The organism is Glycomyces luteolus (genome assembly GCF_027622875.1).
Classification (GTDB): domain Bacteria; phylum Actinomycetota; class Actinomycetes; order Mycobacteriales; family Micromonosporaceae; genus Glycomyces; species Glycomyces luteolus.
Window position 1 is genome coordinate 185,754 of sequence record NZ_JAPZVP010000009.1, and the last position, 17,124, is coordinate 202,877.

Below are 17,124 nucleotides of genomic sequence, written 5' to 3' on the forward strand. Positions count from 1 at the left end.
TGATCACGCCGTACAGTTGAGGGATGCAATTCCGGATAGCTGCGTACGGGGAGGTCCGTGACGAGAACGGCCGGGTCCTGCTGACGAGGAGGACCCGGGGACGCGAAGCGGGCCCCTGGCATCTGCCGGGCGGCGTGCTCGACCACGGCGAGCCCCCGAAGCGCGCCGCCGGGCGACTGGTCGGCGAGCACACCGGCTACGAGGTCGCCGTCGGAGCGCCCCTCGAAGCGGTCGCCGTCGCCAGGCGCGGCGTCCACACCAACGCGATCATCTACGCCGCCACCGTGGCCGGAAGCCCCGGCGGCGACTTCGACGGCGATGCCGCCGAATGGGTCGAACCGGCCCGCGCGGCCGCCGAATCCCATTCGCCGTTCGTATCGGCGTGCCTGCGCCTCGCCGACGACCGGCTCGCCGGACGCGTCGACAAGGCCCCGCAGGAGACCCGGCCGGTCCCGCCCGCGAAGGCCAAGAAGGGCCGCCGCAGAAGGGGCCAGCGCTTCGGCGCGTACGGGGTCGTCGCCGACGGCGCCGGCCGCATCCTGCTCGCCCGCATCTCCGAGGGCTACCCCGGCGGCGGCACCTGGCACCTGCCCGGCGGCGGCGTCGACTTCGGCGAGTCGCCGCGTGCGGCCGTCTCCCGCGAGATCTACGAGGAGACCGGCCAGGAGGCCCTCGTCGGGGAGCTGCTGAACGTCACGTCGTTCCGGCACCGCCGCGCGATCGGACCCGAGGGCTACCCGCTCGACTGGCACGGCGTGCGCGCGATCTACTCGGCCACCGTCGAAGACCCGTCCGCCGCGCAGGTGGTCGAGGCCGCGGGCGGCTCCACCAGCGAGTCCCGCTGGTGGGACGCGGACGCCCTCGACGACCTGCCGCTGTCGGCGGCCGTCGAGGACGCGCTCCAGGTAGTCGACCTGAAAAACCTCGCCGCGCGGGCTTAGGGGCCCCTGGGCACCCCCTAACGCCAACGCGCCACTACGGTCTCTCCGGCGCGGATCGCCTCGCCGGGGACGACCGCGGCTTCGGCGGCGCCCGCGGGCAGGTACACGTCGGTGCGGGAGCCGAACCTGATCAGGCCGTAGCGTTCACCCTTCGCAACGGCCGCACCGGGTTTGGTGCGGTTCACGATGCGGCGCAGGAGCGCCCCGGTGCGCTGGGCGACGACGACGCGGCCCCGCGGCGTCGACAGGACGGTGTAGCAGGCGGCGTTGTGCTCGGCTTCGGGCGCGCTCACCTTGGAGTAGCCGCCGCGTTCGGTGAACACGTCCACCACTTCACCGGCGACGGGCGCGCGGTTGATGTGCACGTCGGTGACCGAGAGGTACGCGCTGATGCGCAGCCATTCGGAGCCGGCGGTGCCGGTCGCGGCGCCGAAGCGCTCGTCGACGACCGTCTCGACGCCCATGATGCGTCCGTCGGAGGCGGCGAGCACCGCTTCCGGTTCGTCGTCCTCGCCGCGGAGGTCCGCTTCGCGCTGCGGGTCGCGGAAGAACGCGGCGACGGGGACGGCGGCGAGCGCGGGCAGCATCCAGGCCTTCGATGAGGGCCGGATCTTCTTTGCGGCCCAAGCGGTCCCGAGCAGCAGCCCGGCGGCGATCACGCCGTTGGAGTCGAGGTGCATCGAGGGCGTGACGGCGACCGAGGAAGCGCGCCACGCGGGGGCGAGGTCTTCGGCGGGCGCGATCGCCTGCGGTTCGCCGTCGCGCTTCGCGGCGGAGCCGATGCGGAGCTTGTGGATGCGCACGGGCGGCAGCGACCGCACGATGAGGTCGGTCCCGATGCCGTACTCGGCCACGAGTTCGGCGATCTCCTCGCGCGCGGGCGCGGTGAGGGTGGCGGCGAAGGAGAGCACGCCGCCGGGCTCGACCTTGTCGCGCAGCAGTTCGATGTCGGCGATGAACGCCTCGGCCTCGACGGTGACCGGCGAGGCGAGCATGACCTCTTCGGCCGGTTCGGCGTCGGCGAGCGCGGCGACGGCGGTGACGTTCCCGGCGGTCCAGGAGCCTTCGGCCGCCAGCGAAACCTTCAGGTCCTCAATGGATACGGGATCGGCGACGACGGTGAGCCGGTCGGCGGGCATGAGCGCCTCGAGCGCGGCTGTCAGCACCGGGTTCCCCCAGGCCGCGCCCACGACCAGGCCGGTCTTGGGGCCCCTCCGGCGAGCGAATTCGTCGGTGATGCCGCGAGCGGCGGCTTTCGAGATCGGCATGACTCCGACTATAGAGCGCCGCGCTGACGGGTCCGGGTCGCGCTCGCGTGTTGCCTGCGACCGGGACGCGATGCTTGTCCTGATTTGGGCTCGTACTTTCGGAGGGTTCTACATATCGTTCGGCCGAGTGGCCGCGCCGTCGCTCGCGGTCCTCTCGTTTCCTCTCATGTCAGGCCGACCCGGCACTCCACTCACGACCTGCCACCTCAAGTCCGACTCCCAGGAGGACCGAACCACGATGAGACTCAAGACGATCCGCACTCCGCTCGCCGCGGCGGCCGCGCTCCTCGCAGTACTGGCGGGCGCCCCCGCACACGCCCAGGAGACCGAGCCGGTCTCCGGCGACGTCGTCGCCGCCCCGGGCCTGGAGCTGCGCGGGCGCTTCGCCGAGGAGCGCTACGACGTGTGGGCCAACGTCCTCGGCCTGAAGCCGCACGGCGGCGAGGAGACGCTGGTCGTCTACTGCATCGACATCCACACCCCGCTCGACACCGAGAGCCCGTACGCCGAGGGCGACTGGGAGGAGTCGGAGGTCGCGAACCTCGAAGAGGTCCGCTGGGTCCTGTTCAGCGGCTACCCGAGCGTCGGCGCCGCGGACCTCATCGAGGCCGCCGGCGCCGAAGTGAACCCCGACTGGTCCGACGAGGAGGCCGCCGAGGTCGCCTACGCTGGCACGCAGGCCGCCGTCTGGCACTTCACCGACGGCTGGGACCTGTTGGAGGACAACCCGGTCAAGGGCGGCAACAACGGCGAGGACGAGGCCGTGCTCGCGGTCTACGAGCACCTCACCGAGGAGCCCGGGCGCGTCCCGGACCCGTCCGAGTTCACCGTGGACCTCGAAGGCGAGGAGTCCGCGAGCTTCAAGGACGAGCGCTTCGGCCCGTACACGATCCGCTCCAACGCCGGGCCCGTCGAGCTCAGCGCCGAAGGCGGCCGCCTCGAGACCGAAAGCGGCGACGAGGCGCAGTCCCTGAAGGACGGCGAGCAGTTCTGGATCGTGCTCGACGAGGGCACGAACGAGATCACCGTCGAGGGCACCGCGGCCTACGACCTCCCGGTGGGCCGGGTCTTCATGGCCACCGACGACGAAGCGCTCACCGGTGACCCGGCCAACCCGATGACCGTCGGCGACTCCCAGAAGCTCATCCTCGCGCAGCCGCGCGAAGGCGAGATCCCCGCCGAGTGGCGCTTCGCCCTCGACGCCCCCGAAAGCAGCGAGGCACCGAAGCCGCAGCTCCCGGCCACCGGATCGAGCCTGAGCATCGCCTTCGCGGCGGGCCTGGCGCTCATGGTGGGCGGCATGACCGTGATCGTGCTCGGCAAGCGCCGCAAGGCTGCCGCCGACCTTTAGACCTGATGGATGCGGGCGCCGCTTGCCGATGGCGAGCGCCCGCTGCCGCAGGAGCGTTCCGGACCACGTCGAACGGTCCGGAGCCGGGCGCGCTCCTCGGCTCGACACAATGCCCGGTGCATGGTGCGGCCGGGACCGGGGTCTTGGCGACGCTTGCGAGCCGTAGAGGCGCTCTGCAGCGATCTCCCTCCGGTCCCGGCCACTCTGGTCACTCCAGTGTCCAGACGTCACCGTCCAACCGCGAGATCGCGGTCGATACCGAATCGTTACAGTGGCGCGGCTCTCCCAGGCCGCGCCATTTCCCTTGCCTCCCAGCCGAAGTGCAGGTTGAGGAATTCTCGCGCTGTAATGCAACCGGCAGCGGACCGCTAACGTGTCGCATGAAGAATCAACGCGTCAATCCCTCGGAAAAGCAAAGGGACTTCTACCAATGATGAGCAAAGCCCTGAAAGGGACGCTGGCCGCTGCGGCGGGCGTCGCGCTCGGCCTCACCGGTGCGGTTGCCGCACAGGCGCAGGACGACGAGGCGAGCACCCTCGCCGCCGGCAACGTCGTGATCGAGGACGACGGCATTCAGCTGTTCGGCGATGCCAACGGGAAGGACAAGAGCCCCCACGCCTCGATGATCGCCCTCGACACGGGCGACGGCGACCTCCGCACGGTCTACTGCATCCAGCTCGAAGTCAACCTCGAAGAGCAGTACCTCCACGAGGAGCGCCCGTGGGACGACGTCCCCGTCGAAGACCTCCCCAAGGTCCTCGGCGTCCTCCTCAACGGCTACGACGGCACCAATGCCGGTGAGCTCCTCGAAGAGGCCGGCCTCGCGAGCGACGACTACGGCGACGTGACCCAGGACCAGCTCGCCTACGCCGCGACCCAGTCCGCCATCTGGTCCCTGACCGACGGCTGGGTCCTCGACACCGACGACCCGACCGGCGACGACGTCGCCGACACGATCGTTCCCGAGCTCCAGGCCTGGCTGCTCGAGAACTCCGAGCCCGTCGACGAACCCGACCTCGAGCCGTACTTCGACGTCGACGACTCCGAGGCCAAGACCGAGGGCAGCACCGTCGGTCCGTTCACCGCCACCACCAACATCGACTCGATCAGCTTCGCGCAGCCCGAGGGCGCGACCATCGTCGACGAGAACGGCGAGGAGATCACCTCCCTCTCCGACGGCCAGGTCTTCTACGTGAAGTTCGACGAGGCCAAGACCTCCTCGGTCACGCTCGTCACCGAGACCTTCACCTGGACCACCCCGGCCGGGCGCACCTTCGTCCCGGTCGACGCCGAAGGCGCCGACGTCGAGGGCCAGCGCCTCATCCTCGCCGAGGAGTACACCGAGGAGTACACGGCCGAGGTCGAGTTCGAGATCGCCGTCGAAGAGGTCCCGAGCGAATCGCCGAAGCCGCAGCTGCCCGTCACCGGCTCCAGCCTGACCACCGTCGCCACCGTCGGCGGCGGGGTCCTGCTCGCCGGCGTCGTCGCGATGGTGCTCATGCGCCGCCGCGCCGCCCGCGCGGACTGGGGATCGGACGCTTAACAGCAGCCGAACACTGCGATAACCGCCACACGCCCGCTGGTCAGACCGGCGGGCGTGTGGCATACTTGCCGCGTGACTCAGAGCGCGCGATTTTACTTTTACTACGGCCGGAACCGTCCGAGCCGTAGGTCGTCGCGCTGACACACCGACCTACAGGCCCCGGGCGAACAGCCCGGGGCTTTTTTCACGCCCAGGGCTCACCCGCCCGGAGTTCGATTCAAGATCGCTCTAAGGAGAAGCCCTGATGACCGCCAGCACCGAGGTCGCGACCGAGGAATTGCAAGAGCTCCGCACGGAGATCGACTCGCTCGACGCCGAGATCATCCGCCTGTGGCAGCGCCGCGCCGAAGTCTCCAAGCGCGTCGGCGAGATCCGCATGGCCAACGGCGGGACCCGCCTGGTCCTCGACCGCGAACGCGCCATCCTCGAGAAGTACCGCGCCGCCCTCGGCGACGACGGCATCCAGATCGCGATGCTCGTCCTGCGCTCCGGCCGCGGACCCCTCTAAAGAGTGATGCCGCGCCGATAGCGTGTCGTACCCGGCGCGGCATAATTGAAGGCGATGAACGACCTTCTGACCGGCCTCAACGAACCGCAACGCCAAGCCGTCGAGCACGCCGGGTCCCCGCTGCTCATCGTCGCGGGCGCGGGCTCGGGCAAGACCCGCGTCCTCACCCACCGCATCGGCCACCTCCTGGCCGAGCGCGGCGCCCACCCCGGCGAGATCCTCGCCATCACCTTCACCAACAAGGCCGCCGCCGAGATGCGCGAACGCGTCGACGCCCTCGTCGGCCCGCGCTCCCGCGCCATGTGGGTGCTCACCTTCCACTCCGCGTGCCTGCGCATCCTCCGCCGCGAAGCGCACCGGCTCGGCTGGAAGTCCAGCTTCACCATCTACGACACCGACGACGCCCGCAGGCTCCTCACCCAGATCGTCAAGGACCTCGGCCTCGACTCGAAGAAGCAGTCGCCGCGCTGGTTCGCCGCCGAGATCTCGCGGCTCAAGAACGAGCTGATCGGCCCGGAGGAGGCGGCCGCGAAGGCCGACGACGCCCGCGGGAAGCTCGTCGCCGACGTCTACGCGCAGTACACCGAGCGGCTGCGCCTGGCGCAGGCCGTCGACTTCGACGACATCATCGGGTCCACCGTGCACCTGTTCCAGGCGTTCCCCGACGTCGCGAAGTCCTACCGGATGCGCTTCCGGCACGTCATGGTCGACGAGTACCAGGACACCAACCACGCCCAGTACACGCTGGTGCGCGAGCTCGTCGGCACCGGCGACGACCGCGCCGAGCTGTGCGTCGTCGGCGACGCGGACCAGTCGATCTACGCCTTCCGCGGCGCGACCATCCGCAACATCATCGAGTTCGAGCGGGACTTCCCCGACGCGAAGACGATCCTCCTGGAGCAGAACTACCGCTCCACGCAGACGATCCTCGACGCCGCCAACGGGGTCATCCGCAACAACACCGAACGCGGGCGCGAGAAGCGACTGTGGAGCGACGAGGGCCCCGGCTCATCGATCCTCGGGCATACCGGAGACAACGAGCACGACGAGGCCGCGTGGGTCGCCAACCGGATCGACGAGCTCGTGGACGCCGGCGAGACCAGCTTCGGCGACTCGGCGATCTTCTACCGCACCAACGCGCAGTCGCGTGCGTTCGAAGAAGTGTTCGTGCGCCGCGGCATTCCCTACAAGGTCGTCGGCGGCGTGCGCTTCTACGAGCGCAAGGAGGTCCGCGACATGCTCGCGTACCTCAAGCTCACCGCGAACCCGGACGACACGGTCTCCGCGATGCGGGTCGTCAACGTGCCCAAGCGCGGCGTCGGCGACCGGGCCGTGGCCGAGATCGAAGCGCTCGCCGCGCGCCTGCGGATCTCCTTTCCCGCTGCGCTGCACCGCGTCGACGAAGCTCCCGGGGTCTCCGGCCGCGCCCGCACCGGCATCAAGCGGTTCTGCGAGATCCTCGACGAGGCCACCGCGCTCGCCGGGTCCGCGCCGCCCGAAGAAGTGCTCGACAAGCTCATCGGCGACTCCGGATACCTCGAGGGCCTCGAGCAGTCCAAGGACCCGCAGGACGAGGGCCGCATCGAGAACCTGCAGGAACTCGTGGCCGTCGCCCACGAGTTCACCGAGTCGGTCATGCGCGGCACGACCGAGGACGACGAAGCCGACCTCACCGCCGACGTGCCGTCCTTCCTCGAGCATGTCGCCCTCGTCTCTGACGCCGATTCGATCCCCGACCCCGAAGCGGAGGAGGGCGGCGTCGTCACGCTCATGACCCTCCACACCGCGAAGGGCCTGGAGTTCGACACGGTGTTCCTCACCGGCCTCGACGACGGCCTCTTCCCGCATGAGCGGTCCATGAACAAGCCCGGCGACATGGAGGAGGAGCGGCGGCTCGCCTACGTGGGCCTCACGCGGGCGCGCAAGCACCTGCACCTGACCCGCGCCGGGACCCGCAACATCTTCGGGCAGCCGCAGTACTACGCCGCCAGCCGGTTCCTCGGCGAAATCCCCGGCGACCTCATCGAATGGAGCGAGTCGGCGCCGCCGCCGCGGGTCGTGAAGCCGAAGACCGCGGCGAACTTCGGCTCGCCGATCGTCATGCGCAGCGCCGCCGACATTCCTTCACTCGACGTGGGGGACAGGGTCACCCACGACAAGTGGGGCCTCGGCCGCGTCGTCGAGCTCAAGGGCTCGGGCCCGAGGGCCCAGGCGCGCATCGACTTCGGTGACGGCGAACCGAAGTGGGTCATCCTCCGCCTCGCCCCGGTGAGCAAGCTATGACGCCCGTCACGTGTCGTACCCGTATGGGGCGGTGTCCTTTTCACTGGTAGTGGTGAAGGTGGGATCGGGCGGGTACCCGGGGCGACCCGTATGCCCGCGGATCCGCCCTCACCGAAGGTCGAGTCCGACCTCGGAGAGGTAGCTCAACGGCTCGACCGGCTCGCCGTTCACATGCACTTCGAAGTGGACGTGCGAGCCGAACGAGCGGCCGGTGTTGCCCGCGTTCGCGATCTGGCCGCCCGCGTCGACCCAGTCGCCTTCGCTCACCAGCACTTCCGAGTTGTGGGCGTAGTAGGTCTCGACGCCGTCGCCGTGGTCGATGACGACGAGGTTCCCGAACCCCGTCTCCCAGCCGGCGTGCGTGACCGTGCCCGGGTACGCGGCGTACACCGGGTCCCCGGTCTCGGCGTCGAAATCGACCCCGTTGTGGTTGCGGCCCCAGCGCTGTCCGAACAGGGACGTGATGGTGATCTCGTCGAGCATCGGCGTCCACTTGATCTGCGCGTCCTGGCCCGTGACCGGCGAGGTCCGCTCCGCGGAGGCGACCTCCGTGGCGGTCGCGGTACCGATCGGTGCGTCCGCAGTGGACACACCGTCCGAGCCCGCCGGCGGGGCGCTCGCCTCGGCGGCGAGCGCGGCGATGTCGGCGACCGCGCGCGACGTGCCGGGCTGCTCCTCACCTGAGGAGAAACCGGCCCCGGTCGCCATGGCGACGATCGACGCCCCGGCGACGGCCGAGCCGACGACGGCGGTGTAGCGGCGTTGCGTCCCCGCCAAGAGCGGGGAGAGTTCTGCGGCCCACGAGGCGCGGTGCTGGCCCCTCGTGCGGTGCGGCCGGGCGGCGTGACGCCTGATAGCTGAGGCGGCTACCGGTCCGGAATCGGACATTCGAGCTCCGAGATAGTGGCGGTGCCCATCGGCGGCGTCGGAGAACCGGGTGAGTTCTGGGGGGCCGACCGTGGGCTTGGCAACCGCCACACGGTAGCGCCGCGAACGCCGGACGCGCGAGATTCGTCACCGAGCGGCGTGTCGCGACAATCAGGCCATGACCGGAAGCGAGTGCTCAGGCCTTTGCCGTACGAATGCAAGACCCGCGAGCTTCGTCAGGACAGGGCGGCCTTGGACTCGGTGAACAGCCGCACGATCTCCGGGCGCACTTCGGCACGCTCCGACAGCGGTGCGGCCCAAGCAATACGGATCGGCACCTCGGTCCCGTCGACGACCGCCGCGAAATCCGCGCCCTCGCCGTCGAACCCGGTCATGCGGGCCGACTCGGCGCCGCGCCGGCCGCCCGCGCCCTGGCAGATCACGAGCGTGTCGGCCGCATGGTCGGTGTTCATGTGGTGGCAGATCGCGGCGATGACCTTCGGCTCGAACGGATTGCGGCCCAGGCCTTCACCGAGGGCCGCGAGCACCGCGCCGTTGTGGTCGTAGGCCAGGAGGATCTCCTCGACGACCCGCTGTTTGTCGGCTTCGGCCAGGTCCACCGCGTCGAGGCGGGCGCGGTACTCGTCCTTGAACGCCTTGGGGCTCTTGATGTCCGAGAAGACATAGAATGACGCGCCCTCGTCCTCGAAGCCGTAGTTGCGCCGCGCGGCCTTGCCGAAGGCCTGTCCGCCCGAGAGGTCGCCGAGGTAGCGGGTGTACGCGTGGGCGATATAGCCGCCGGGCCAGTCGGCCGCGGCCGCCTCGATCCTGTCCACGTACGCCTTCGTCGCCGGGAGCGGTTCGATCCCCGAACGCCACTTCGGACCCATCAGGAAGCGCAGGTCGGCCTCGATCGCGGGCACGCGGGCGAGCTCGGGGAACACGAAGGGACCGGCCACCGGGTCGTCGGCGAAACGCGCGGCCGCGGCCTCGATCGCCTGGTAGACGAAGTACTGCTGGGCATGCCAACGGGTGTAGTCGCCGACGCTCAGGGAACCGTCGAAAAGCCTGTCGAACACGCCCGGAGCCTGCTCGGCCTCCGTGCCGGCCGACGGGTCGAGCCCTTGGTGGCGCGACCAGGAGGCTTCGCGGATCCGGCCCGAGAACAGGGGCGCCCCGGTGTCGGCGGAGCCGCTCGCGGCGGCGGTGTCTGCAGGCATGTGCGCATTCCTTATCGATCGACGACCGCATTCTTGAGTAAGGCGAGCCTAACCTACATGATCGATCACGGGTAGGCATGCGAACGACCGACCCGTGAGCGGGACCTCCCCGGGCATCGGAGAGAATGATGTGAGCTGTGCCCACCCGTACGGCTGAACCAGAAAGGGCACGAGAATCACGGTCACAAGCCTTCCCCATGGAGAGGCGACTGTGGCACCATGGGCTCTACTGGTCCCCTTGACAGCACCTACTCGAACCTCACGGGAGGCCTCGTGAAACCGGTCAAACTTTTCAAGAAGCTCGGCGTCGCAGTCGCCACGGGACTTCTCGCCCTCGGCATCGTCGCAGGCACTGCCGCGGCCGCGCAGGCGAACTCGTCGGACATCGGGTCGCACGACTCGAGCTCCGCCGAGTTCCTCTCCCTCGCCGGGAACTCGTCGGACATCGGCTGACCCCCGCAGGGGGACCGGCCGGCAGTCGAGCGCACCCGTGATCCGCGAACGTCACCCACGCCTCTTCGCGGTGCTGCCATGGGCGCTGCTCGTCCTGCTCTTCGGTGCCGACATCCTCGGCATCGTCTACTTCGGGCTGCCCCAGTCCTACCCGGTGGCCCAGTGCCTGCTCCTGGTCGCCAGTTTCGTGCTGGCCCAGAACCTCCTGGTCCAGCAGCATGTCAGAGGCCACCGGATCTCCTTCAACCTCGCCGACATCCCACTGGTCCTGGCGCTGTTCTACCTCGACCCGTTCCTGGTCGTCGCCGTCCGGATCGCGGCCTCCCTGATCTACTACTCCGGGCGCTACCTCCGCAGCCAGGACGCCGGAGTCTTCAAACCGCTGTTCAACATCGCGATGTCGACCTCGGGCGCGGTCAGCGCCTCGCTCGTCGTCCTGTTCGCCGGGCTGGGCACCGCGAACGACCCGCGCACCTGGATCGTCCTCGTCGCAGCGGTCGTGGCCGCCGGGCTCTTCACCACAGCGCTCCTCTCACTGCTGCTGTGGATCATCAGCGGCTGGCGCAGCATGGTCCAGGCCTGGATGGGCTTCTCGCTCACCGTGGCCGGGCCGATCATGGCCGCGTGCGTCGGCCTGATCTTCCTCGTCCTGCTCGAGGCCACGCCGTGGGCGTGGATCCTCATCGCCTTCCTGCTCCTCACCATCGTGGTCCTCGCCACCAGCTACATCAAGCTGCGCCGACAGCGCCACATCCTCAACGAGCTCAACAACTTCACCCAGCTCGTCGCCGACTCCGTCCGCTCCAACCGGCTCATCGACGCCAGCCTCGGACGGCTCCGCGAGATCCTCTCCGCCGAATCCGCCACGGTCTGGGTCCCCGCCGAAGGCCGCTACCCGGAGATCCGGCTCACGTCCGCGGTCGACGACATGGGACTGACCGACCTCGACCCGGTCCCCGAGGCACTCCAGCAGGCGGTCATCGAGACCGGCCGGCCCATCCTCATCGGCTCGAGGCACGGCACCCGCGACGAGAAGGCCGCGCTCCAGAGCGCCGGCCTGCGCGGCGCGATGCTCGTGCCCCTCCGCTCCGGCGACGAGACCTACGGCTGCCTCTCCGTCGCCGACCGCATCGGCGGCGAGATGTCGCACTTCCTGCCGCTCGACCTCCAACTCCTGGAGACCCTCGCCGCGCACGTGAGCATCGCCGTCGACAACTCGCGCCTGGTCGACCAGCTCCGCTACGACGCCTACCACGACCCGCTCACCGGCCTCCCCAGCCGCCGCCGGTCCCTCGCCGCACTCCAGGAAGCCCTGTCGATCACGGTGCCGAATGAAGTGGTCGCGGTGTTCATGTTCGATGTGGACTCCCTCCACGAGATCAACGACGCCCTCGGCCACGAGGCCGGCGACACCGCGCTGCAAGAGTTCGCGAAGCGCCTCAAGGATCACGCGCCCGCCGCGTCCTTCCTCGGCCGCATCGACTCCGACGAGTTCATCCTCCAGACCCGCCTCGCCTCCACCGACGAAGCGCTCGACACCGCCCGGCGCCTCCGGGCCGCCGTCCAGGGCCCGTTCGAGGTCGGCGGCGTCGCCGTCAGCCTGTCCGCGGCCGTCGGCGTGGTCACCCACCCCGACTTCGCCGCCGACGCCGACGAGCTCCTGAAACGCGCTGACGGCGCCACCCGGCAGGCCAAGAACGCCGCCGACGGCGTGCAGCTCTACCACTCCGGCCTCGAATCCGAGAGCCTGCGCCGCATCGGCCTCGCCGCCGACCTGCGCCGCGCCCTCGACCGCGGCCAGCTCGAAGTGCACTTCCAGCCGAAGGTCCGGCTCGACACCGGGGCGGTCCTGGGCGCGGAGGCGCTGGTGCGCTGGCCGCACCCGACGTTCGGGCTCGTCGCGCCGGAGGAGTTCATCCCGATCGCAGGGTCGACGGGCCAGCTCGGGCAGCTCACCGAGACGGTGCTCGACGAGGCGCTGCGGCGGGCGGCCGAGTGGGACGGGGAGGACGGGCCGCTGCCGATGGCGGTGAACCTGTCGCCGCGCACGCTCGCGGACGCGGACTTCCCGGACAAGGTCGCCGCGCTGCTGGATCGGCACGGGGTCCCGGCCGACCGGTTGACGTTCGAGATCACCGAGGACGACGTGGTCTCGGGCGAGCCGCGCCTCACGCCGGCGCTTGACCGGCTGCACGAGATGGGCGTGCGCCTGTCCGTGGACGATTTCGGCACCGGGTACTCCTCGCTGGCGTACCTGCGGCGGCTGCCGGTCCAGGAGATCAAGATCGACCTGCGGTTCGTGCAGGGCATGGCCACCGACGCGGACGACCGCGCGATCGTCGAGGCGGTGCTGGGCCTGGCCCGGCACTTCGCCATCGACGTCGTCGCCGAGGGCATCGAGGCCCACCAGACCGTCGAGCAGCTCCGCGAACTCGACTGCGAGGCCGGTCAGGGCTACTACTTCTCGCGTCCGCTGCCGGCCGACCGCTTCGCCGCGTGGCTCCACAACCAGCCCGGAGGCAGGGGTCGGACCCGCCTGCGGGCGGTGTGACCGCACTACTGTGGCCCGCACCGCAAGGCAGGCCCCGCGTTCGTTCTGGGCGGCCCGTCATGTACTCTTGTCAAGGCCGCGAGGGAAGCCTTGCGAACGCCCCTATAGCTCAGTCGGTAGAGCGTCTCCATGGTAAGGAGAAGGTCTGCGGTTCGATTCCGCATGGGGGCTCGGAAGCACTCAAGAACCATTCGAGTGCTGTACTGCTCACACAGAGCCATCTGTAGGCAGTGAGCGCACGGCGGTGTAGCTCAGTGGTAGAGCAAACGACTCATAATCGTTGTGTCGGCAGTTCGATCCTGCCCATCGCTACTTTTGTAAAGCGTCGACCACCGAGATACGCTGGTCGACGCTTTGTTTTGTTCAAGGAACGGTCCGCACTCCGGCGGGTCGAGTTAGAGGAAGGCACTCATCGTGGCCAAGGCTACTGACGTCCGCCCCAAGATCACCATGGCGTGCGTGGAGTGCAAGGAGCGCAACTACGTCACGAAGAAGAACCGGCGGAACCACCCCGACCGGCTCGAGCTCAAGAAGTACTGCCCGAAGTGCAAGGTTTCGCGGACTCACAAAGAGACCCGCTAGACCCGCTTCCCGGTACATGCTCAACGCTTCGTATGCAGGCCGGTCCTTGCCGCCCACTGAACCGGTGGTGATCACCCCCGATTCGGTGACCCGTTTCGCCCAGGCCCTCGGTCTGGACGACGACGGAACGGTTCCGCCTACATTCTTGATATCGCTCACGCTGCCCGCGGCGGAGCGGCTCATCGACGACCCCGAATTCGGGCTCGACTGGAGCCGCGTCCTGCACCGCGAGCAGCGTTTCGCGTACCACCGCGAGCTGCGGGCGGGCGCCGCCGTGTCGTGCGCCTCGACGATCGAGTCGATCAAGTCCGTCGCCGGGAACGACCTCCTCGCGCTGCGCACCGACGTCACCGATGCCGAGGGCCTGGCCGCCGAGGTGTGGACCACCTTGTTCGTGGCTGGAGACCCCGTATGAGCCTGAGCGGACTGACCGTCGGCGAGACCGTGTTCACCGCGACGTTCCCCGTCACGCGGGCCGACCTCGTCGTCTACGCCGACGCCTCCGGGGACCAGAACCCGATCCACCAGGACGAGGCCGCGGCCAAGGCCGCCGGGCTCCCCGACGTGATCGCCCACGGCATGTACACCATGGGCCTGGTCTCCCGCGCGGTGCGCGAGTGGGCGAGCGGCGCCGGGATCGACGCGACCCTCACCGACTTCTCCGCGCGCTTCGCCAAGCCCGTGGTCGTGCCCGCCGACGGCGGTGCCGAAGTGGTCGTGGAAGGCAAGGTCCGCAAGCTCGACGAGACCTCGGTCGAACTCGCGATGACCGTGACGAGCGCCGGCGAGAAGGTGCTGGCACCGGCCCGCGCGACACTCGTCGCGAAGGGGTAAGCCACCGAAAAATCGGCGCTGACCAGCAGGTCAGCGCCGTCTTGGTGTATCCACAGGCCTGTGGATAACTCGCTGTAGTCGAAGAATCCCTTGCCGCTCTTGCGGCCGATCTCGCCGGCCGCGACGAGGCGGCGCAGCAGTGCGGGCGGGAAGAACTTCGGGTCGGCCGTGTCCTCGTAGATGTTCTCGGTCGCGTGCGTGATCACGTCGATGCCGGTGAGGTCGGCGGTGGCGAGCGGGCCCATCGGGTGGCCGAAGCCGAGTCGGCAGGCGGTGTCGAGGTCTTCGGGGGAGATCACGCCGTCCTCCACGAGCCGGGCCGCTTCGTTCACGAAGGCGCAGATGAGGCGCGTGGTGGCGAACCCGGCTACGTCGCGGTTGACGACCACGCAGGTCTTCCCGGCGGACTCGGCGAAGCGGCGGGCGGTCGCGAGCGCCTCGTCGCTGGTGTGGATGCCGCGCACGAGTTCGCAGAGCTGCATCATGGGCACCGGCGAGAAGAAGTGGGTGCCGACGACGCGTTCGGGATGGGTCGCGGCGGCCGCGATCTCCGTGATCGGGATGGCCGAGGTGTTCGTCGCGAGGACGGTCTCGGGCGAGCAGACCGCGGAGAGCTTCCGGAAGACCTCCTGCTTGACCGCGAGGCGCTCGAAGACGGCCTCGACGACGATCGCCGAGCCGGCGGCCGCTTCGAGGTCCGTCGAGACGGTGATCCGCTCCTGGGCGGCCTCGGCCTCCGCGGTGGAGACCTTCTCCTTGGCGACGAAGCGGTCCAGCGAGTTGCGGATCGCGGCCTGCGCGCGGTCCAGCGCGCCGAGGTCCGTGTCGATCAACGTGACGTCCCAACCGCCCAGGCTCGTGACCTGTGCGATCCCGGAACCCATGAGTCCCGAACCGATAACCGTGGTTTTTGCCATGGGGCGAGGCTATATGGTCGGTGCATGGCGGTCAATCTAACCAGGATTTATACGAAGACGGGCGATGACGGCACTACCGGTCTCGCCGACTTCTCGCGCGTCCCCAAGACGCATGTCAGGCTCGCGGCCTACGGCGACGTCGACGAAGTCAACGCGGTCATCGGATCCGCGCTCGCGCTGCACGCGGGCGCGATCGGCGATCGCGAGCAGGAGATCCTCCTCGCGGTCCAGAACGATCTGTTCGATGTGGGCGCGGATCTCTCGACCCCGGTGTCCGAGAACCCGAAGCACCCGCCGCTCCGCATCGACGAGTCCTATGTGACCCGTCTGGAGGGCTGGATCGACGAGTGCAACGCCGATCTGGAGGCGCTGCGGTCGTTCATCCTGCGCGGCGGCACCCCGGGGGCGGCGCTGCTGCACCAGGCATGCACGGTGGCGCGCCGGGCCGAGCGCTCGGTGTGGGCGCTCCTCGACGCCGAGCCGGACACTACGCACGCCGTGCCGGTCACCTACTTGAACCGGCTTTCGGACCTGCTGTTCGTGCTCGCCCGAAAGTCGAATCCGGGCGGGGACGTACTGTGGCGGCCCCGCGGCTCGGCCTGATACCGCTATCCAACCTGCGGATTCTCCGCCGTGTTGCGAAATCGTTACCCCTTGACAACACCTTTACAGCTTGACGATAGCGATAACACGAGCCAGGATATGAGCGGTAACATGCGTTCACGCAAATATCCAGAACCCTCGTATTCAACACGCTTGAAAGGCGACCCCCAACGTGTTCAAGAAAGCTCTTGCCGGCATCGGCGCCGGTGCGCTCCTCTTCGGTCTCACCGCCTGCGGAGGCGGTGACGGCGGCTCCGACGGCGGCGACGACGGCAGCCTCGTCATCGGCTTCGCCCAGGTCGGCGCCGAATCCGCGTGGCGCACCGCCAACTCGAAGTCGATCCAGGACGCGGCCGAGGCCGCGGGCCACGAACTGAAGTTCAACGACGCTCAGCAGGACCAGGAGAAGCAGATCGAAGCCGTCCGCGGTTTCATCAACCAGCAGGTTGACGTCATCGTCCTGGCACCGGTGGTCGAAACCGGCTGGACGGACGTGCTCCAAGAGGCCGAAGACGCCGGCATTCCCGTCGTCCTGGCCGACCGCGGCGTCGAAGCGGCCGACGAGGACCTGTACGTGACCCGTCTGGGCTCGGACTTCGCCGAGGAAGGCCGCAAGGCCGGCGCGTGGGCGGCCGAGACGTTCGCCGCCGACGCCGACGGCACCCGGATCCTCGAGCTGCAGGGCACCACCGGCTCGGCTCCCGCGAACGACCGCAAGTCCGGCTTCTTCGAGGTCCTCGACTCCGAGGGCCTGAACTACGAGATCGTCGACTCCCAGTCGGGCAACTTCACCGCTGAAGAGGGCAAGGCCGTGATGGAAACCTTCATCACCACCCACGGCCTCGACGGCATCGACCTGCTCTACGCCCACAACGACGAGATGGGCCTCGGCGCCATCCAGGCCATCGAAGAGGCCGGCAAGGTCCCGGGCAAGGACATCCAGATCATCATCGTGGACGGCTCCAAGGCCGGCTTCCAGGCCGGTGTCGACGGCAAGGTCAACTACATCGTCGAGTGCAACCCCGCGTTCGGTCCCCAGCTGATGGACGTCCTCGAGTCGGTCGTGGCCGGCGACGAGGTCGAGAAGTTCACCCCGGTCGAGGAGGGCGTCTTCGACGCCACCCAGTTCGAGGCCGAGCTCCCGAACCGCCAGTTCTAATCGGCACTCTCCCCACGTCCGGGCGGGCCGCGAGGTCCGCCCGG

15 protein-coding genes, 2 tRNA genes and 1 pseudogene are annotated in these 17,124 nt (G+C 69.1%); 14 read left to right on the forward strand and 4 right to left on the reverse strand.

What is annotated here, in order from left to right; genetic code table 11:
- Nucleotides 1-23: 23 nt before the first annotated feature.
- Nucleotides 24-941, forward strand: coding sequence for an NUDIX hydrolase (locus tag O1R50_RS13460; RefSeq protein ID WP_270110575.1), 918 nt, complete (start codon nt 24-26; stop codon nt 939-941).
- A 17-nt stretch (nt 942-958) separates the two neighbouring features.
- Here O1R50_RS13460 and O1R50_RS13465 read toward each other — a convergent pair whose 3' ends face one another.
- The gene (locus O1R50_RS13465; RefSeq protein WP_270110576.1) at nt 959-2,209 is read right to left on the reverse strand and encodes a phosphatidylserine decarboxylase; all 1,251 of its coding nucleotides are present in this window, start codon (nt 2,207-2,209) and stop codon (nt 959-961) included.
- A gap of 238 nt (nt 2,210-2,447) precedes the next feature.
- Between O1R50_RS13465 and O1R50_RS13470 the strand changes: the two genes are divergently transcribed.
- The 4 genes from O1R50_RS13470 to pcrA all read left to right on the forward strand — a co-directional run bounded on the left by O1R50_RS13470 (nt 2,448) and on the right by pcrA (nt 7,894).
- Nucleotides 2,448-3,560 carry a Cys-Gln thioester bond-forming surface protein gene (locus O1R50_RS13470; protein ID WP_270110578.1) on the forward strand — a complete coding sequence of 371 codons (1,113 nt, stop codon included), beginning with the start codon at nt 2,448-2,450 and terminating at the stop codon, nt 3,558-3,560.
- Between the two features lie 430 nt (nt 3,561-3,990).
- A complete protein-coding gene (locus O1R50_RS13475; RefSeq protein ID WP_270110579.1) occupies nt 3,991-5,103 on the forward strand; it encodes a Cys-Gln thioester bond-forming surface protein in 1,113 nt (370 codons plus the stop codon).
- A gap of 244 nt (nt 5,104-5,347) precedes the next feature.
- A complete protein-coding gene (locus O1R50_RS13480; RefSeq protein WP_270110580.1) occupies nt 5,348-5,611 on the forward strand; it encodes a chorismate mutase in 264 nt (87 codons plus the stop codon).
- Nucleotides 5,612-5,665: 54 nt separating this feature from the next.
- Nucleotides 5,666-7,894, forward strand: coding sequence for a DNA helicase PcrA (pcrA, locus tag O1R50_RS13485; protein ID WP_270110581.1), 2,229 nt, complete (start codon nt 5,666-5,668; stop codon nt 7,892-7,894).
- A 108-nt stretch (nt 7,895-8,002) separates the two neighbouring features.
- Here pcrA and O1R50_RS13490 read toward each other — a convergent pair whose 3' ends face one another.
- Complete coding sequence (locus O1R50_RS13490) at nt 8,003-8,782, reverse strand: M23 family metallopeptidase (protein WP_270110582.1); 780 nt, start codon at nt 8,780-8,782, stop codon at nt 8,003-8,005.
- Nucleotides 8,783-8,997: 215 nt separating this feature from the next.
- Entirely contained in the window at nt 8,998-9,981 is a 984-nt protein-coding gene (locus O1R50_RS13495; RefSeq protein WP_270110583.1) for a biliverdin-producing heme oxygenase, read from the reverse strand.
- Nucleotides 9,982-10,200: 219 nt separating this feature from the next.
- Here O1R50_RS13495 and O1R50_RS13500 point away from each other — a divergent pair, with 219 nt between their 5' ends.
- The 7 genes from O1R50_RS13500 (at nt 10,201) to O1R50_RS13530 (ending at nt 14,401) form a co-directional block, all read left to right on the forward strand.
- The gene (locus tag O1R50_RS13500) at nt 10,201-10,434 is read left to right on the forward strand and encodes a hypothetical protein (protein WP_270110584.1); all 234 of its coding nucleotides are present in this window, start codon (nt 10,201-10,203) and stop codon (nt 10,432-10,434) included.
- 37 nt (nt 10,435-10,471) lie between these two features.
- On the forward strand, nt 10,472-12,985 hold the full coding sequence (locus O1R50_RS13505) for a putative bifunctional diguanylate cyclase/phosphodiesterase (RefSeq protein ID WP_270110585.1): 2,514 nt from the start codon (nt 10,472-10,474) through the stop codon (nt 12,983-12,985).
- A 98-nt stretch (nt 12,986-13,083) separates the two neighbouring features.
- Nucleotides 13,084-13,156, forward strand: a tRNA-Thr gene (locus O1R50_RS13510).
- Nucleotides 13,157-13,225: 69 nt separating this feature from the next.
- A tRNA-Met gene (locus tag O1R50_RS13515) sits at nt 13,226-13,297 on the forward strand.
- 102 nt (nt 13,298-13,399) lie between these two features.
- Nucleotides 13,400-13,567: a 50S ribosomal protein L33 gene (gene rpmG, locus O1R50_RS13520; protein WP_270110586.1), complete on the forward strand. Its 168-nt coding sequence runs from the start codon at nt 13,400-13,402 to the stop codon at nt 13,565-13,567.
- 46 nt (nt 13,568-13,613) lie between these two features.
- The gene (locus tag O1R50_RS13525) at nt 13,614-13,982 is read left to right on the forward strand and encodes an FAS1-like dehydratase domain-containing protein (RefSeq protein WP_270110587.1); all 369 of its coding nucleotides are present in this window, start codon (nt 13,614-13,616) and stop codon (nt 13,980-13,982) included.
- Nucleotides 13,979-14,401 (forward strand): MaoC/PaaZ C-terminal domain-containing protein, encoded by a 423-nt coding sequence (locus O1R50_RS13530; RefSeq protein WP_270110588.1) that lies wholly within the window; start codon nt 13,979-13,981, stop codon nt 14,399-14,401. Before O1R50_RS13525 ends, O1R50_RS13530 begins: the two co-directional genes overlap by 4 nt.
- Before the next feature lie 74 nt (nt 14,402-14,475).
- Here O1R50_RS13530 and O1R50_RS13535 read toward each other — a convergent pair.
- Nucleotides 14,476-15,318, reverse strand: a pseudogene (locus O1R50_RS13535) (3-hydroxyacyl-CoA dehydrogenase family protein); the annotation flags it as partial.
- 24 nt (nt 15,319-15,342) lie between these two features.
- Between O1R50_RS13535 and O1R50_RS13540 the strand changes: the two are divergent.
- Together O1R50_RS13540 and O1R50_RS13545 are read left to right on the forward strand one after the other, a co-directional pair.
- Entirely contained in the window at nt 15,343-15,921 is a 579-nt protein-coding gene (locus O1R50_RS13540) for a cob(I)yrinic acid a,c-diamide adenosyltransferase (RefSeq protein WP_270110589.1), read from the forward strand.
- A 172-nt stretch (nt 15,922-16,093) separates the two neighbouring features.
- Nucleotides 16,094-17,080, forward strand: a complete 987-nt coding sequence (locus tag O1R50_RS13545; RefSeq protein ID WP_270110590.1) for an ABC transporter substrate-binding protein — start codon at nt 16,094-16,096, stop codon at nt 17,078-17,080.
- Nucleotides 17,081-17,124 lie beyond the last annotated feature (44 nt).

Excerpts from the sequence above, each read along its gene's own strand:
- O1R50_RS13460 (WP_270110575.1), top strand. The coding sequence starts at position 24 with ATGCAATTCCGGATAGCTGCGTACGGGGAGGTCCGTGACGAGAACGGC.
- O1R50_RS13465 (WP_270110576.1), bottom strand. The coding sequence starts at position 2,209 with ATGCCGATCTCGAAAGCCGCCGCTCGCGGCATCACCGACGAATTCGCT.
- O1R50_RS13470 (WP_270110578.1), top strand. The coding sequence starts at position 2,448 with ATGAGACTCAAGACGATCCGCACTCCGCTCGCCGCGGCGGCCGCGCTC.
- O1R50_RS13475 (WP_270110579.1), top strand. The coding sequence starts at position 3,991 with ATGATGAGCAAAGCCCTGAAAGGGACGCTGGCCGCTGCGGCGGGCGTC.
- O1R50_RS13480 (WP_270110580.1), top strand. The coding sequence starts at position 5,348 with ATGACCGCCAGCACCGAGGTCGCGACCGAGGAATTGCAAGAGCTCCGC.
- pcrA (WP_270110581.1), top strand. The coding sequence starts at position 5,666 with ATGAACGACCTTCTGACCGGCCTCAACGAACCGCAACGCCAAGCCGTC.
- O1R50_RS13490 (WP_270110582.1), bottom strand. The coding sequence starts at position 8,782 with ATGTCCGATTCCGGACCGGTAGCCGCCTCAGCTATCAGGCGTCACGCC.
- O1R50_RS13495 (WP_270110583.1), bottom strand. The coding sequence starts at position 9,981 with ATGCCTGCAGACACCGCCGCCGCGAGCGGCTCCGCCGACACCGGGGCG.
- O1R50_RS13500 (WP_270110584.1), top strand. The coding sequence starts at position 10,201 with ATGGGCTCTACTGGTCCCCTTGACAGCACCTACTCGAACCTCACGGGA.
- O1R50_RS13530 (WP_270110588.1), top strand. The coding sequence starts at position 13,979 with ATGAGCCTGAGCGGACTGACCGTCGGCGAGACCGTGTTCACCGCGACG.
- O1R50_RS13540 (WP_270110589.1), top strand. The coding sequence starts at position 15,343 with ATGGCGGTCAATCTAACCAGGATTTATACGAAGACGGGCGATGACGGC.